General features: G+C 64.0%; 14 protein-coding genes. 3 read left to right on the forward strand and 11 right to left on the reverse strand.

Translation table 11 applies throughout. The features are described 5' to 3' along the window. The coding region (locus tag ACYCVF_RS32200) for a hypothetical protein (protein WP_459603669.1) at positions 1–304 on the reverse strand (304 nt) is incomplete at its 3' end. Here ACYCVF_RS32200 and ACYCVF_RS32205 point away from each other — a divergent pair. After that, the gene (locus ACYCVF_RS32205) at positions 294–713 is read left to right on the forward strand and encodes a PaaI family thioesterase (RefSeq protein ID WP_459603670.1); all 420 of its coding nucleotides are present in this window, start codon (positions 294–296) and stop codon (positions 711–713) included. The two genes, ACYCVF_RS32200 and ACYCVF_RS32205, sit on opposite strands and share 11 nt — an antisense overlap. An 85-nt stretch (positions 714–798) precedes the next feature. Here the strand turns inward: ACYCVF_RS32205 and ACYCVF_RS32210 are convergent, their stop codons facing one another. Next, complete coding sequence (locus ACYCVF_RS32210) at positions 799–1,683, reverse strand: LysR family transcriptional regulator (protein ID WP_459603671.1); 885 nt, start codon at positions 1,681–1,683, stop codon at positions 799–801. Between the two features lie 119 nt (positions 1,684–1,802). Here ACYCVF_RS32210 and ACYCVF_RS32215 point away from each other — a divergent pair, with 119 nt between their 5' ends. Next, the gene (locus ACYCVF_RS32215; RefSeq protein WP_459603672.1) at positions 1,803–2,438 is read left to right on the forward strand and encodes a pyridoxamine 5'-phosphate oxidase family protein; all 636 of its coding nucleotides are present in this window, start codon (positions 1,803–1,805) and stop codon (positions 2,436–2,438) included. Between the two features lie 54 nt (positions 2,439–2,492). On the opposite strand, the gene ACYCVF_RS32220 is transcribed toward ACYCVF_RS32215, so the two are convergent. The 3 genes from ACYCVF_RS32220 to ACYCVF_RS32230 are packed head-to-tail and all read right to left on the reverse strand — an operon-like array spanning position 2,493 to position 6,038. Continuing rightward, positions 2,493–3,224, reverse strand: a complete 732-nt coding sequence (locus ACYCVF_RS32220; RefSeq protein WP_459603673.1) for an ABC transporter ATP-binding protein — start codon at positions 3,222–3,224, stop codon at positions 2,493–2,495. Then, entirely contained in the window at positions 3,221–4,990 is a 1,770-nt protein-coding gene (locus ACYCVF_RS32225; protein WP_459603674.1) for a branched-chain amino acid ABC transporter ATP-binding protein/permease, read from the reverse strand. Before ACYCVF_RS32225 ends, ACYCVF_RS32220 begins: the two co-directional genes overlap by 4 nt. Before the next feature lie 7 nt (positions 4,991–4,997). Then, the gene (locus tag ACYCVF_RS32230; RefSeq protein ID WP_459603675.1) at positions 4,998–6,038 is read right to left on the reverse strand and encodes a branched-chain amino acid ABC transporter permease; all 1,041 of its coding nucleotides are present in this window, start codon (positions 6,036–6,038) and stop codon (positions 4,998–5,000) included. Between the two features lie 173 nt (positions 6,039–6,211). Between ACYCVF_RS32230 and ACYCVF_RS32235 the strand changes: the two genes are divergently transcribed. Then, a complete protein-coding gene (locus ACYCVF_RS32235) occupies positions 6,212–6,733 on the forward strand; it encodes a MarR family winged helix-turn-helix transcriptional regulator (protein ID WP_459603676.1) in 522 nt (173 codons plus the stop codon). 120 nt (positions 6,734–6,853) lie between these two features. Here the strand turns inward: ACYCVF_RS32235 and ACYCVF_RS32240 are convergent, their stop codons facing one another. The 6 genes from ACYCVF_RS32240 to ACYCVF_RS32265 form a co-directional block, all read right to left on the reverse strand. Beyond that, positions 6,854–8,137, reverse strand: coding sequence for a glycerate kinase type-2 family protein (locus tag ACYCVF_RS32240; protein ID WP_459603677.1), 1,284 nt, complete (start codon positions 8,135–8,137; stop codon positions 6,854–6,856). Between the two features lie 188 nt (positions 8,138–8,325). After that, positions 8,326–9,555, reverse strand: coding sequence for an ABC transporter substrate-binding protein (locus ACYCVF_RS32245; RefSeq protein ID WP_459603678.1), 1,230 nt, complete (start codon positions 9,553–9,555; stop codon positions 8,326–8,328). Between the two features lie 177 nt (positions 9,556–9,732). Beyond that, complete coding sequence (locus ACYCVF_RS32250; RefSeq protein ID WP_459603679.1) at positions 9,733–10,962, reverse strand: ABC transporter substrate-binding protein; 1,230 nt, start codon at positions 10,960–10,962, stop codon at positions 9,733–9,735. Between the two features lie 257 nt (positions 10,963–11,219). Beyond that, positions 11,220–12,446, reverse strand: a complete 1,227-nt coding sequence (locus ACYCVF_RS32255) for an ABC transporter substrate-binding protein (RefSeq protein ID WP_459603680.1) — start codon at positions 12,444–12,446, stop codon at positions 11,220–11,222. 117 nt (positions 12,447–12,563) lie between these two features. Then, positions 12,564–13,799 (reverse strand): ABC transporter substrate-binding protein, encoded by a 1,236-nt coding sequence (locus tag ACYCVF_RS32260; RefSeq protein ID WP_459603681.1) that lies wholly within the window; start codon positions 13,797–13,799, stop codon positions 12,564–12,566. A gap of 39 nt (positions 13,800–13,838) precedes the next feature. After that, positions 13,839–14,858, reverse strand: coding sequence for a branched-chain amino acid ABC transporter permease (locus tag ACYCVF_RS32265; protein ID WP_459603682.1), 1,020 nt, complete (start codon positions 14,856–14,858; stop codon positions 13,839–13,841).

Genomic DNA, 14,858 nt, shown 5'->3' on the forward strand with positions numbered 1-14,858 from the left:
CGCTCTGATAAACTTCGCCATGGACGGCCTCCCTCTTTGTGGCGCTCCGGCGACCACGTTTTGGCACTTGATGCCGTTCAGGTGGGGCCGTCCACAACATCATTGCGAGCGAAGCGAAGCAATCCAGGAATCCCGCCGTGGAGACGGTCTGGATTGCTTCGTCGCAAGAGTTCCTCGCAATGACGGGCGTGCTCGTTTCAAACGCCCGCGCAAATTCCGTTTGAAACTTTGTAATTGGTGCAACCGTCATCCACATCGCGTTCAATGCCGGCAACCAGCAACGCGAGACAGCCATGACCTCCATCGACATCCCCGCGGGTTTCGAGCCGCATTTCCGCAAATCCCCGCTCACCGATCCCTGGGAGCCGCTCTATTCGAAGAAATTCGAGAGGGGCGTCACCGTGGGACTGCGGCTGGCGACGCCGCACACCAATGCGCGCGGGCTGATCCATGGTGGACTGATCGCGGCGTTGGCCGATGCCGCCATGGGCTATAGCTGCGCGCAGGCGACGGCGTGGACGACGTCCTTCGTCACCATCTCGCTGTCGGTCGACTATGTCGGAGCCGCCGAGATCGGCCAATGGCTCGCGGTCGAAGGCGAGGCCATCAAGACCGGCTCCACGATCTGCTTCGCGCAATGCCTGGTGAAGGCGGACGATGCCGTGATCGCGCGTGCGAGCGGGACGTTCCGCGTGGTGCCGAAGAAGGGGTAGTTGTCATTCCGGGGCTCGCGAAGCGAGAACCCGGAATCTCGAGATTCCGGGTTCGGTCCTGCGGACCACCCCGGAATGACAGTCATTACCCAAATTTCCATTCCGTCGTCTCCACGACGAGATCGACGAAGGCGCGAACCTTGGCTGAGAGCAGGCGCGAGGTCGGATAGACGACGTGGATCGGAAGTGCCGGCTGCTCAAATTTCGCCAGCACGATTTTCAGTCGGCCGCGCTTCAAGCCCTCGGCGGCCTGATAGGCCAGCACCCGCGTCACGCCGCCGCCGGCCTCGGCATATTGCAGCGCCGCGTCGGCGCTGTTGCTGGTGAAGCGTGGGATCGGCGTGACCTCGATGTCGCGGCCGTCGTGCAGGAAGCGCCATTCGGACCAAGGGCCGAACTGGATGGTCTGGTGCTCGCGAAGGGCCTCAGGCGCCTTCGGCTCGCCATGGCGTTTGAGATAGCCGGGCGCGGCCACCACGATCCGCCGCATCTCGCCGACCTGGCGCGCGACCAGCGAGGAATCGGCGAGGTGGCCGATTCGGATGGCGGCGTCGACGGCGTCCTCGACGAGATTGACCAGATGATCCGACAGTCTGAGTTCGCAGGCGACCTCGGGATAGCGTTTGAGATAGGCGGTCATCACCGGCCCGACATGCAGCCGGCCGAAGCCGACCGGCGCCGACACCACCAGCCGCCCGCTCGGCCGGTTGCGCTCCTGCCGCGCCGAGCCGTCGGCCTCCTCGACATCGGCGAGGATGCGCCGCGCGCGCTCCAGATAGCGCGCGCCGACGTCGGTCAGCGTCACCTGCCGCGTGGTTCGCTGCAACAGCCGCGCGCCGAGGTGCTCCTCCAGCGCCGCGATCAGCCGGGTCACCGCCGAGGGCGACAGGCGCAGCTTGCGCGCCGCCGGCGCGAAGCCGCGCAGATCGGCGACGGTGACGAAGACGTGCATCGCTTCGAGCCGGTCCATGGCATTATTGCATATAGTGCAATGATGAAGTGTCAACAGGGTCGATTGTTTTGGCGGGCGGAAGGTCCATCTTGAGCAGCGAAGACGCAAGGATGCGCCGGAATTCAGGAGATGGTCCGATGACCACCGCAGTCAACACCTATGCCAGCGACGTCGCCTTCTCGCCGGCGGTGAAGGCGATCCAGGCGCGCAAGGGCTCGCGTGAGGCCTATGCGCGTACCGAGCAGCGCGGCTGGCGCACCGAGGTCGACGAGAACCTCAATGCTTTCCTCGCCGAGGCCAACAGCTTCTATTTTGCCACCGCTTCGGCGGACGGCCAGCCCTACATCCAGCACCGCGGCGGACCGAAGGGGTTTCTCAAGGTGCTCGACAAGCAGACGCTCGCCTTCGCCGACTATGCCGGAAACCAGCAGTTCATCACTCAGGGGAACCTCTCCGAGAATCCAAGGGCCTATATCTTCGTCATGGATTACGCCCACCGCCGCCGTGTGAAGATCTGGGGTGAGGCGCGGGTGGTCGAGGACGACGAGGCGCTGACCACGTCGCTGATGCCAAAGGGATACCGCGCTCGGCCGGAGCAGGTGATCCTGTTCAAGATCGCCGCCTGGGACACCAACTGTCCGCAGCACATCCCGCAGAAGTTCGACGCGGCAGATGTGGCAGCGGCGCTGGCGGCGAGGGATGCAAGGATCGCGGAGCTGGAGGCGGAGGTCGCGGCGCTGAAGGGCGAGAAGGCGGCGGGCCAAGCTACGTAAGACGCCGCGCACTCACCCTCCCGTGGATTGCGTGGAGGGAGAGGGCAAGAAGAACTAGACTGCACTCTCACCTTCGTGCTGGAAGCCGAGATAGCTCGCCGCGACGCGTTCGTTCGCCGCGATGTCGCTGGCCTTGCCGCTGAGCACGAATTCGCCGAGCTCCATCACATAGGCCTGGTCCGCGATCTTCAGCGCGGCCTGCGCGTTCTGCTCGACCAGCAGCACGGAGACGCCGGCAGCGCGCAGCTCGGAGACGATGCGGAAGATGTCGGCGACAATGATCGGCGCGAGGCCGAGGCTCGGCTCGTCCAGCATCAGGAGTTTCGGCTCGCCCATCAGCGCTCGGCCCATCGCGAGCATCTGCTGCTCGCCGCCCGAAAGCGTACCGGCGAGCTGCTTGCGCCGCTCCTTCAGGCGCGGGAACAGCGCATAAACCCGCTCCATCGAGGCCTTGGCCTTGCTCCGCTCGATGCGGAAGGCTCCCAGCTCGAGATTGTCCTCGACGTTCATGGTCACGAACAATTCGCGGTGCTCGGGAACGAGGCCGAGGCCCATCGCGACGCGGTCCTCGATGTCGAGCCGGGCGAGATCCTGGCCGGCAAAGGTGACGCGGCCCTTCAGCGGCAGGATACCCATGATGGCCGAGAGCAGCGTGGTCTTGCCGGCGCCGTTGGCGCCGACGATGGTGACGATCTGGTTGGCCCCGACCTCAAGCGAGACCGAGCGCACCGCCTCGACCTTGCCATAGGCGACATGTGCGTCGGTGACGGACAACAGCGCGCTCATGCCGCCACTCCGAGATAGGCCTTGATCACTTCGGGATTGGTCTTGATCGTGGCGGGGGTGCCTTCCGCGATCTTGGTGCCGAAATCGAGCACCACGATGCGGTCGGCGAGGTTCATGACGAAGCCCATGTCGTGCTCGACGAGCAGAACGCTCATGCCGCCGTCGCGCAAGTCGCGCAGCAGCGTCGCGAGTCGCTGCTTCTCCATGTGGCGCAGGCCCGCGGCCGGCTCGTCGAGCAGCAGCAGCATCGGGTCGACGCAGAGCGCGCGGGCGATCTCGACGATGCGCTGCTGGCCGAGAGAGAGGCTGCCTGCGAGCTGGTGCATCTGCTCGGTGAGGCCGACGCGCTCGATCTGGCGGGCGGCCTCGGCGAGCAGCTTCGCCTCGTCGGCGCGGTCGAGGCGCAGCATCGAGGAGACCGGCCCGGAATGGCCACGCAGATGCGCACCGATCGCGACGTTCTCCAGCACGGTCATGTCGGGAACCAGCTTGACGTGCTGGAAGGTGCGGGAGATGCCGAGCTTGACGATCTCCTGCGGCGGCGCGTTGTCGACCTTCTTGCCGAGCACCGAGATCGAGCCCGAGGTCGCAGACAACACGCCGGTGATCAGGTTGAACGTCGTGCTCTTGCCGGCGCCGTTCGGGCCGATCAGCGCCACGATCTCGCGGGCCTGGACGTCGAATGAGACATTGTTGACCGCGACCACGCCGCCGAACTGCTTCCGCGCCTTCTCGACCTGGAGCAGCACGCCGGCCTCGCCGGGCGCGCGGGTACGGTGCCCAAGCTTCAGCGAGGTGTCGGGCTTCTTGCCGCTGGCGCGCTCGGGCAGGAACGACATCAGCCAGGGCCAGAGGCCCCCGGGCGCGAGCTGCAGCAGCGCCACCAGCATGATGCCGAACACGATGGTCTCGACCTGGCCGGAGCCCGGCAGGATCAGCGGCAGATAGCTCTGCAGCACCTCCTTCAGGACCACGACGATCGCCGCGCCCAGGACGCCGCCCCAGACATAGCCGGCGCCGCCGACCACGGCGATGAAGAGATATTCGATGCCCATATGCGCACCGAACGGCGTCGGGTTCACCGCGCGCTGGAGATGCGCGTAGAGCCAGCCGGAGAGGCCGGCGAGCACCGCGGCGTGGATGAACACCAGGAGCTTGGCGCGCGGCGTGTGCACGCCGAAGGCTTCGGCGGCGATATGACCGCGCCTGAGCGCACGGATGGCGCGGCCGGTGCGGGAGTCCAGGAGGTTCATCGTCAGCAGCGCCGAGAGGATCACCGCGATCCAGATCGCGTAGTAGATCGAGCCGGGCGAGAGCATCTTGAACGAGCCGATCGACAGCGGCGGGATCGCCGAGATGCCGTCGTTACGGCCCAGGAACTCCAGCTTGCTGAACAGGTAGAACAGCCCCAGCCCCCAGGCGAGCGTGCCGAGCGGCAGATAGTGGCCGGAGAGGCGGACGGTGATCAGCCCGAGCAGCACCGCCAGCGACCCGCTGACGACCAGGGACAGCGGCAGCGTCAGCCACGGCGACATGCCGTAGGCCGTCGACAGCACCGCCGTGGTGTAGGCGCCGAAGCCGACGAAGGCGGCCTGCCCGAACGAGGTCAGGCCGCCGACGCCGGTGAGCAGCACGAGGCCCATGGCGACCAGCGCCGCGAGGCCGATATTGTCGAGCAGCACGATCCAGAACGGCGGCACGCCCGGGATGAACGGGATCGCCGCCATGACGGCTGTGAAGACGAGGATGGGAAGCCGGCTCTGCATCTTGGCGTCAGTCCTTCTCTTCCTCGACCGCGGGCGCGGCGAGCGAGCGCAGCAGCAGCACGGGAATCAGCAGCATGAAGACGATGACCTCCTTGTAGTTGGAGGCATAGAAGGACGAGAACGCCTCCACGATTCCGACGACCAGCGCCGCGACGGCGGTGAGGGGATAGCTGACGAGGCCGCCGATGATCGCGGCGACGAAGCCCTTCAGGCCGATCAGGAAGCCGCTGTCGTAATAGAGCGTCGTGATCGGCACGATCAGGATGCCCGAGAGCGCGCCGATCACGGACGCCAGCAGGAAAGCGATCTGCCCGGACAGCGTGGTGCGAATGCCGGCAAGCCGCGCCCCCAGCCGGTTCACCGCGGTTGCGCGCAGCGCCTTGCCGTAGAGCGTCAGGCCGAAGAACAGCCAGAGCCCTACGATGAAGGCGATGGTGATGGCGTAGACGGTGATGCTCTGGCCGGTGAAGCGCAGCGCCCCGGCGGTGAAGGACCCGGACAGCACGGCAGGTCCGCGCTGGCCCTCGGCGCCGAAGAACAACAGGCCGAGCCCCTGCAGCGCGAGGTGGACGCCGACGGAGGCGATCAGCAGCACCAGCACGGAGGTGTGCGCCAGCGGCTGGAAGGCGATGCGGTAGAGATACAGGCCGATCATCGCGACGATCACCAGCGACAGCACGATGCAGATTGCGACCGGCGGCTTCTGGGCCGAGAAGTACACGGTCAGCGCCAGCACGATGGCCGGCAGCACGATGTTGGTGACGAAGCTGCGCACGACCAGCCGCCCGTGCAGCGCCTTGCGTGCGACGAACAGGTCGAAAGCGAAGGCGCCGATGCCGAGCGCAAGCGCGAGCTTCGCCGTGCCCGGCATCTGCCCCGCCGCCAGCGAGGCGTAAGTCAGCGCGCCATAAGTGACGAACTCGCCCTGGGGAATGAGGATGACGCGGGTGACGGCGAACACCAGGACCAGCGCGAGGCCGAGCAGCGCATATATCGCGCCATTGGTGATGCCGTCCTGCACCAGGAACAGCATAATGGTGGTATTCAAGACCGGACGCTCCCCCTAATCCGGACCGGTCCCTTCGATTGTGGGGGACGGTCCGCTCACAGCCATTGAAAAACGCTGACGATATTTGATATGATCCATAACAATTATCAAATATAACATCAAGGGTGGGGGCCGACCCGTCCCGAATTTAGCGGGATTGCGAGCACGAGGCGATGACCGTTTCCAAAACCGCTGAAAAGTCCTCAGATAAGCCGGCCGACGCGGCCAAGGGCCGCAAGGACGCGACCGAGCCGCAGAGCGAGGCGCTCCAGCTCGGCGAGCTCTCCGAGCAGCTCGGCTACGTCCTGAAGCGGGCGCAGCTCAAGGTGTTCGAGAACTTCCTGCGTTGCATGGCCTCGCTTCAGCTCACGCCGGCGCAGTTCTCGGTGCTGCTCCTGGTCGAGAAGAATCCCGGCCGTAACCAGACAGAGATCGCCTCCACGCTCGGCATCCTCAGGCCGAACTTCGTGGCGATGCTCGACAATCTGGAGAGCCGCGACCTCTGCGCGCGGATCCGCTCCACCAACGACCGCCGCTCGCACATCCTGGTGCTGACCGACAAGGGCAAGGCGGTGCTCGCCCGCGCCAAGAAGCTCGTCGCCACCAAGCACGAGGCCCGGCTGAACGATCTGCTCGGCCAGAGCAACCGCGAAGCTCTGCTCGGGATGCTCTCGAAGATCGCGAACGAGTTTTGAGGCTCTCTCCAAGTCCACGTCATGCCCGGGCTTATCCCGGGGCATCCACGTTCTTTGTATAGGGTGGAACGCGTGGATAGCCGGGTCAAGCCCGGCCATGACTGAGGAGAGATCTCGTCCTCAATCCACCAGGATCACCCTGATGTCATTCACATTGGTCAGCGTCGGTCCCGGCATGAGCAGGTCGCCGGTCGCCTCGAAGAAAGAGGTCGCGTCGTTGTTGTCGAGATAGGCCTGCGGGGCGAGCCCCTGCGCCTTCATCTTCGCGAAGGTCGCGGCATCGATCAGCGCGCCGGCGGGGTCGGTCGGGTGGCCGGCACCGCCGTCGGCGCCGTCGGTATCGGCGGCGAGCGCCGAGATGCCGGCGGTGTCCTGCAACAGGCCGGCGAGCGCCAGCGCATATTCCTGGTTCGGCCCGCCGCGCCCTTGGCCACGCACGGTGACCGTGAGCTCTCCGCCGGAGAAAATCGCAACCCGCTTGCCTTGCGCGCGCGCTTGCAGCGCGAGCCTCGCATGATCGGCGGCGACCTCGCGGGCCTCGCCTTCGAGATCGGCGCCGAGATCGATGGTCTCGTAGCCGGACTCGCGCGCGAGCTTCACCGCGGCGTCGAGCGACTGCTTGGGCCGCGCGATCAGCACGAAATGCGCGCGCGCAAAGGCGGTATCACCCGGCTTGCAGCTCTCGTTGGCGGGATCATCCAGGGCGCGGCGCACCGCTTCGTCGATGGAGAGCTTGTACTTCGCCACGATCGCGCGTGCATCCGCAAGCGTCGTCGGATCCGGCACGGTGGGACCGGAGGCGATCGCGGAAGGATCGTCATGCGGCACATCGGAAATCGCGAGCGTCACGATCTCGGCCGCCTTCCTGCCGGCGCGCGCCAGCCGCCCACCCTTGATCCGCGAGAGGTGCTTGCGCACGACGTTCATCTCGCCGATCGGGGCGCCGGAGCGGAGCAGCGCCTTGTTGACCGCCTGCTTCTGCGCGAAGCTGATGCCGTCCACCGGCGCGATCCAGTTCGCCGAACCGCCGCCGGTGAGCAGCACCAGAAGGAGATCGTCCGGCCCAGCCTCGGCGGCGAGCGCCAGCGTGTCGGCGGCGGCCTTGAGGCCGGCCTCATCCGGCACGGGATGGCCGGCCTCGACCACGCGGATGCGGCGGGTCGGCACACCATAGCCGTGGCGCGTGGTGGCAATGCCGACGAGGCGTTCCGGCGCCAGCCCCAGTGTGTCGAGATAGTGCCGCTCGGCCGCCGCGGCCATGGCGCCGGCGCCCTTTCCGGCGGCGAGGCAGATCACGCGTCCTTTGGGCGCGGAGCGCAAATGCGGTGCCAGCACGACGTTGGGATGGGCGGCGGCAACGGCGGCGTCGTAGAGCGCGCGGAGCAAAGGACGGCGGTCGGTCATGGACAATGGCCTTGAGCAGACTGAAGTGGCGGCGACGAGGTCGCCGGTCATCTGCCTACCGCATCGTGCGCCGAATCGTAAGCGGCCTCTGCCATCATTCGATGGTGCAATCGCGCGATCGCGACCGCCGCAAATGCAAAAGCCCCCTGCGCGCCCGGCGCAGGGGGCCTCGTCGTGTGTTTCGGGCGCTACCCGCCGGCTTCCGCGTTGATCACGTCGCCGAACAGCTCCCATCGCTCGCCCTTGAAGCGTTGCAGCTGCAGCGAGCTGATCGGGGCGAAATCGGTCGTCGACGTGTTGATCTTGATGCCGGGCAGCAGCGCCTCGGTGCGGAAGTCCTTCAGGCTCGCGGCCTGTTTCATCACGTTGGCGCGCGTGAGGTCGTCACCGCAGTTCTTCAGCACCTGGACCAGCGTCTGCGCGACGCCGTAGCCGACGATCGTGCCGCCGTCGGTCTTGTCGCCTTCGGGGAAGTATTTCGTCATGAATTCCAGGAATGCTTTCATGCCGGCGTCGTTGGCCCATTGCGCGTCGGTGGTATCCTTCAGATAGGCCGCCGAGATGATGCCTTGCGCGTTCTCGAAGCCTGCCGGCTTGATCACGCTTCCGACCGAGGCCGAGACGTTGTTGAGGAAGTGGATTGGCTTCCAGCCGATCTCGGCATTCTTCTTGATCGCCTGCGCCGCGAATTTCGGCGTGGTGATGTTGATGAAGACGTCGGCGCCGGTCGCCTTCAGCTTGACGATGTGATTGTCGATGGTCGGCTCGGACGTCTCGTAGCTTTCCTCCAGCACGATCATGCTCGCGGCCTTGGCGCCGAGGCCGTCCTTCAGGCCCTTCAGGTAGTCCTTGCCGTAATCGTCGTTCTGGTAGAGCACGCCGATCTTGGCGTTCGGCAGCTCCTTCAGGATGTACTTGGCGTAGATCTGCGTCTCGCTCTGGTAGTTTGGCTGCCAGCCCATGGTCCAGGGGAAGTTCTGCGGATCGTTCCACTTGGTGGCGCCGGTGGCGACGAACAGCTGCGGCACCTTCTTCGAGTTCATGTATTTCTGGATCGCCGAGTTCGGCGGCGTGCCCAGCGAGTTGAAGACGAGCAGCACCTCGTCGCTCTCGACCAGCTTGCGCGCCTGCTCCACCGTCTTCGGCGGCGAATAGGCGTCGTCATAGCTGATGAAGTTGATCTTGCGGCCGTTGATGCCGCCCTCGTCGTTGACCTTCTTGAAATAGGCGGCTTCGGTGCGCCCGATGATGCCATAGGCGGAGGCCGGTCCGCTGTAGGGCATGATGTTGCCGATCTTGATCTCGGTGTCGGTCGCGCCGGTATCGTACTTCTTCTGGGCCGATGCAGTTGAGGTCGAAGTCGCAATGAGCGCGAGCGCCAATGACGCGGCCGCGAGCTTGCCGGTGACAGCAGGCATTCCAATCTCCCTGTTTTTCTTGGTGTTGCGTCCCGTTTCTTGTCTCGGTTTTTTTGGCGACGCGTCCGCAATTCAATACGATTTGCTCGAAAGCTTCAAGGAAAAGCCCCTGCGGCAAGGCCGCAGGGGCTGCGTCTTTAGTCGACTGGACCCGACATCTTTAGCGACTGGTTAAGATCAGCCGCCGACGTCGCCGCTCAGAACCTCGCCAAATCGCTCCCAATGCTCGCCTTTGAAGCGGATCAATTGGAGCTGCGAGAGGGGTGCGAAATCGGTGGCCGAGGTGTTGACCTTGACGCCCGGCAACAGGCCTGCCGGCTCGAAGTCCTTGATGCTCGCGGCCTGCTTCATGATGTTCTCGCGAGTCAGATTGTCACCGCAGGCCTTGAGCACGTGCACCAGGCCCTGGCTCACGATGTAGCCATACATCACCGAGGCGTCGGCGCGGTTCGCTTCAGGATAGTACTTATCCAGGAATTCGTTCCAGGCGATCATCGCCGGATCGCTCTTCCATTGCGCGTCGGTCGGATCCTTGAAGTACTGCGACGAGATGATGTCCTGCGCGTTCTCGAAGCCGGCCGGCTTGATCACGCTGCCGATCGAGCCCGAGACGTTGTTGAGGAAATGCAGCGGCTTCCAGCCGAGTTCGGCGTTCTTCTTGATCGCCTGCGCCGCGAATTTCGGCGTGGTGATGTTCATGAAGACGTCGGCGCCCGTGGCCTTCAGTCTCACGATGTGGGAGTCGATGGTCGGCTCCGAGACCTCATAGCTGTCCTCGATCACGATCATCGAGGCCGCCTTGGCTCCGAGCCCGTCCTTGAAGCCCTTCAGGTAGTCCTTGCCGTAGTCGTCGTTCTGGTAGAGCACCGCGATCTTGGCGTCCGGCTTGTTCTTCAGGATGTACTTCGCGTAGATGATGGTCTCGCTCTGGTAGTTCGGCTGCCAGCCCATCGTCCACGGGAAGTTCTGCGGATCGTTCCACTTTGTGGCGCCGGTGGCGACGAACAGCTGCGGCACCTTCTTCGAGTTCATGTATTTCTGGATCGCCGTGTTCGGCGGCGTGCCGAGCGAGTTGAAGATCAGCAGCACCTCGTCGCTCTCCACGAGCTTGCGCGCCTGCTCCACGGTCTTCGGTGGCGAATAGGCGTCGTCATACGAGACGAAGTTGATCTTGCGGCCGTTGATGCCGCCTTCGGCGTTGATTTTGCGGAAATAGGCCTCCTCGGTCTTGCCGATCACGCCGTAGGCGGAGGCGGGTCCGCTGTAGGGCATGATGTTGCCGATCTTGATTTCGGTGTCGGTTGCGCCGGTGTCGTATTTCTTCTGCGCGGACGCTGTCGTGGAAAGGGCGGCAGCCAGCACGAGGGCAGCCGAGAAGGCCCCCAATCGCACATGCATTGCAGGCATCTTGATCTCCCTGGGAAGGTTTGAATGTGTCGATTGTTCTTATTGGGGGCGATCGTTGTTCGTCGCTCCATCGCACATTCAATACCTATCCACGGCCGTCAGCAAGGAGAACCCCCCGCATAAGCGTCGCAGGACCGGCGATCTTTCGAAGACGATGCTTAAAATATTCCGGGGCGTGAGATTTGGCGGCGTAGGTTGTTACCGTTGGAGTTGCCTGATGAAGAGGCAACTATCGTGAATTGCGCAGCCGCGCCGCTTCAGTGGCCGAGCTCGCTCGAGATGATATCGCCGAACAGCTCCCACTTCCGGCCCTTGAACCGCATCATCTGGAGCTGCTCGATCGGGGCGAAATCGTCCGGCGCGGTATTGATCTTGATGCCGGGCAGCAGCGTATCGGGTTCGAAGTCCTTCAGGCTCGCAGCCTGTTTCATGACGTTCTCGCGGGTAAGGTCGTCGCCGCACATCTGCAGCACCTTCACCATGGTCTGCGCAGCGGCATAGCCGAACACGACACCGGCATCGAGCTTGTTGGCCTTGGGGTCGTATTGCGCCAGAAAGTTGTAGAACTTCTTCATCCCGTCGTCGGCATTCCACTGCGGATCGGAGCCGTCCTTGGCGTAGCTCGCCGACAGGACGCCTTGCGAGATCTCGAATCCCGCCGGTTCGATCACGCCGCCGACCGAGGTCGAGACGTTGGAGATGATGTGGACCGGATGCCAGCTGATCTCCGCCGCCTTCTTGATCGCCTGCGCCGTGAACTTCGGTGTGGTGATGCTGATGAAGACGTCGGCGCCGGAGGCTTTCAGCTTCACGACGCGGTCGTCGATCGCCGGCTCAGAGGTGTCGTAGGCCTCTTCCCGCACGATCGCCGACGCCTTGGGCCCGAGGCCGTCCTTCAGCCCCTTCAGATAGTCCTTCCCGAAATCGTCGTTCTGGTAGAGCACGCCGATCTTTCCGTCCGGCTTCTCCTTCATGACGTACTTGGCGTAGATCCGCGCCTCGCTGGCGTAGTTCGGCTGCCAGCCCATGGTCCAGGGATATTGCTTGGGATCGTTCCATTTCGACGCGCCGCTCGCCACGAACAATTGCGGCACCTTCTTCTCGTTCATGTACTTGCGGATGGCGCCGTTGGTCGAGGTGCCGAGCGAGCCGAAGATCAGGAGCACACCGTCGCTCTCGACCAGCTTGCGCGCCTGCTCCACCGTCTTCGGCGGCGAATAGGCGTCGTCGTAGGAGATGAACTTGATCCTGCGGCCATTGATGCCGCCCTCGGCATTGATCTTGGCGAAGTAGGCTTCCTCTGTCTTGCCGATTGAGGCATAGGCGGAGGCTGGGCCGCTATAAGGCATGATGTTGCCGATCTTGATCTCGGTATCGGACGCGCCGGTGTCGTATTTCCTTTGCGCCAGCGCCTCGCTACTCATCGCAGCGCACAACGCGAATGCGGCCCAGAGGGGCGCAACCCGAAAACGAACGGCAGTCATTGTTCTCCTACCCCGAGTTGGATCGGCGCCGCATTGAACAAGATTGCGGGCGGACGTCAACAAGAAGCCCCCGCGGTTGCCCGCGGGGGCTCTTGGCCCGACCTATGCGTCAGCGTATCATTCGGAGGCGACGTCGCCGCTGATGATCTCGCCGAAAAGTTCCCACTTCTCGCCCTTGAAACGCATCATCTGAAGCTGCGAGATCGGCGCGAAGTCGGTGGCACTGGTGTTGATCTTGACGCCGGGCAGCAGGGTATCCGGCGCGAAGTCCTTCAGGCTCGCGGCCTGCTTCATGAGGTTGGCACGGGTCAGATCGTCGCCGCACATTTCCAGCACCTTGGCCAGGGTCGAGGCCGCACCATAGCCGTAGACCATGCTGGTATCGGACTTGTCGGCGCCCGGCATGTACTTGTCGACGAACTCGTTCCACCGCTTCATGCCGGGATCGCTGGCCCACTGCGGATCCGTCGAATCCTTGGCGTAGGCCGCCGACAGCACGCCCTGCGCGTTCTCGAAGCCGGCCGGCTTCATCACGCTGCCGACCGAGATCGACACGTTGGTGAGGATCTGGAGCGGCTTCCAGCTGAGCTCGGCGGTCTTCTTGATGGTCTGGGCCGCGAACTTCGGCGTCGTGTAGATCAAGAGCACGTCGGGATTGGCCGCCTTGATCTTGACGATGTGGCCGTCGATCGACGGTTCGGAGATCTCGTAGCTCTCTTCCATGATGATCATGGACGAAGCCTTGGCGCCGAGACCGTCCTTGGTGCCCTTGAGGTAGTCTTTGCCGAAATCGTCGTTCTGGTAGAGGATCGCGACCTTCGCGTCCGGCTTCTCCTTCATCAGCCATTTCGCGTAGATCCGCGCTTCGCTCTGGTATGAGGGCTGCCAGCCTATGGTCCAGGGAAAGTTCTTCGGGTCGTTCCACTTGGTCGCGCCGGTGGCGACGAAGAGCTGCGGGATCTTCTTCGCGTTGAGGTACTTCTGGATCGCCGTGTTCGACGGCGTGCCCAACGGATTGAACACGGCCAGCACCTCGTCGCTCTCGACCAGCTTGCGGACCTGCTCCACGGCCTTCGGCGGTGAATAGCCGTCGTCATAGGTGACGAAGTTGATCTTGCGGCCGTTGATGCCGCCCTTGTCGTTGATCATCCTGAAATAGGCTTCTTCGGTCTTGCCGATGATGCCATAGGCCGACGCCGGACCGCTGTACGGCATGATGTTGCCGATCTTGATCTCGGTGTCGGACGCGCCGGTGTCGTATTTCTTTTGGGCGAGTGCAGCGCCGGAGTTGAGGGAAATGGCCGCCGTTGCCGTGACCAGCGCGGCGGCTCGCAGTGTTCTTCCAAAAAGCAATTCGGTCTCCTTCTTCAATGAACGCCTTGATGAGAGTCTTCAGTTCTTTCTGAGCTTGCCGACGAGTTGCTGGCCCAGGATCGCGATCTGCCTTGCGCCGTGAGGCACGAGGTAGATGACGAGGAACAGCAGCACGCCGAACACCGCGCCGGACAGGCCCTTGGAGATGCTCTCCGCCATGTTCGGCACGAAGATGATGAAGGCCGCGCCGACGAAGGAGCCGGGCAGCCAGCCGACGCCGCCGACGACCATGCCGAGGAACAGCGAGATCGCCAGCGTGATGGTGTAGCTGTCGGGCGCGACGAACTGCACGGCGATGGCGCCGAGCGAGCCGGCAACGCCGGTGATGCCGGCGGACACCCCGAAGGCCAGCGTCTTGTAGAGCGCGACGTTGACACCCATCGAGGAGGCCGCGATCTCGTTGTCGCGGATCGCCATGAAGGCGCGGCCGGAGCGGGAGCGCAGCAGGTTCACCGAGAAGATGTAGATCGCGATCGTCACGGCGAGCGTGAAGTAGTACAGCCACATGTCCTGCGACATCGGCAGGCCGAACGGCGCATCGGGCTTGGTGACGACGAGGCCTTGCACGCCGCCGGTCCAGTGCTCGAGGAAGTTCAGCTTCAACAGCTGCGGCATCGCGGTGGCGAGCGCGAAGGTCGCGAGCGCGAGATAGACGCCCGACAACCGCAGCGCCGGCTTGCCGAACAGATAACCGAAGCCGAAGCAGACCACGGCGGAAACCGGAATTGTCAGCGCGTAGTTGACGTTGGCGTGCTCCATCAGCACCGCCGACGTATAGGCGCCGACGGCGTAAAACGCGCTCTGGCCGAGCGAGAACTGACCGGAGCCGCCGGTCAGGATATTCAGCGCCAGCACGGCGAGCCCGTAGATCAGGAGCATCGTCATCTGGAAGATGATGAAGTTCTTGACGAACATCGGCACGATCAACAGCGCCGCCAGCACCACCAGCGAGGTGCCGGTGCCCAGCGTCATGGCCCGCTTCGGAACCGCCTCGACCGCCTCGTGGCCTTCGGCAACGACTTCTTCTGCAGCGCTCAT

The organism is Bradyrhizobium cedriense, from assembly GCF_054602315.1.

Bases quoted from the DNA above. Each gene is read 5' to 3' on its own strand.
- ACYCVF_RS32240 (WP_459603677.1), bottom strand. From the start codon at position 8,137: ATGACCGACCGCCGTCCTTTGCTCCGCGCGCTCTACGACGCCGCCGTT.
- ACYCVF_RS32245 (WP_459603678.1), bottom strand. From the start codon at position 9,555: ATGCCTGCTGTCACCGGCAAGCTCGCGGCCGCGTCATTGGCGCTCGCG.
- ACYCVF_RS32215 (WP_459603672.1), top strand. From the start codon at position 1,803: ATGACCACCGCAGTCAACACCTATGCCAGCGACGTCGCCTTCTCGCCG.
- ACYCVF_RS32205 (WP_459603670.1), top strand. From the start codon at position 294: ATGACCTCCATCGACATCCCCGCGGGTTTCGAGCCGCATTTCCGCAAA.
- ACYCVF_RS32255 (WP_459603680.1), bottom strand. From the start codon at position 12,446: ATGACTGCCGTTCGTTTTCGGGTTGCGCCCCTCTGGGCCGCATTCGCG.
- ACYCVF_RS32210 (WP_459603671.1), bottom strand. From the start codon at position 1,683: ATGGACCGGCTCGAAGCGATGCACGTCTTCGTCACCGTCGCCGATCTG.
- ACYCVF_RS32220 (WP_459603673.1), bottom strand. From the start codon at position 3,224: ATGAGCGCGCTGTTGTCCGTCACCGACGCACATGTCGCCTATGGCAAG.
- ACYCVF_RS32225 (WP_459603674.1), bottom strand. From the start codon at position 4,990: ATGCAGAGCCGGCTTCCCATCCTCGTCTTCACAGCCGTCATGGCGGCG.
- ACYCVF_RS32235 (WP_459603676.1), top strand. From the start codon at position 6,212: ATGACCGTTTCCAAAACCGCTGAAAAGTCCTCAGATAAGCCGGCCGAC.
- ACYCVF_RS32265 (WP_459603682.1), bottom strand. From the start codon at position 14,858: ATGAGCGCTGCAGAAGAAGTCGTTGCCGAAGGCCACGAGGCGGTCGAG.
- ACYCVF_RS32250 (WP_459603679.1), bottom strand. From the start codon at position 10,962: ATGCCTGCAATGCATGTGCGATTGGGGGCCTTCTCGGCTGCCCTCGTG.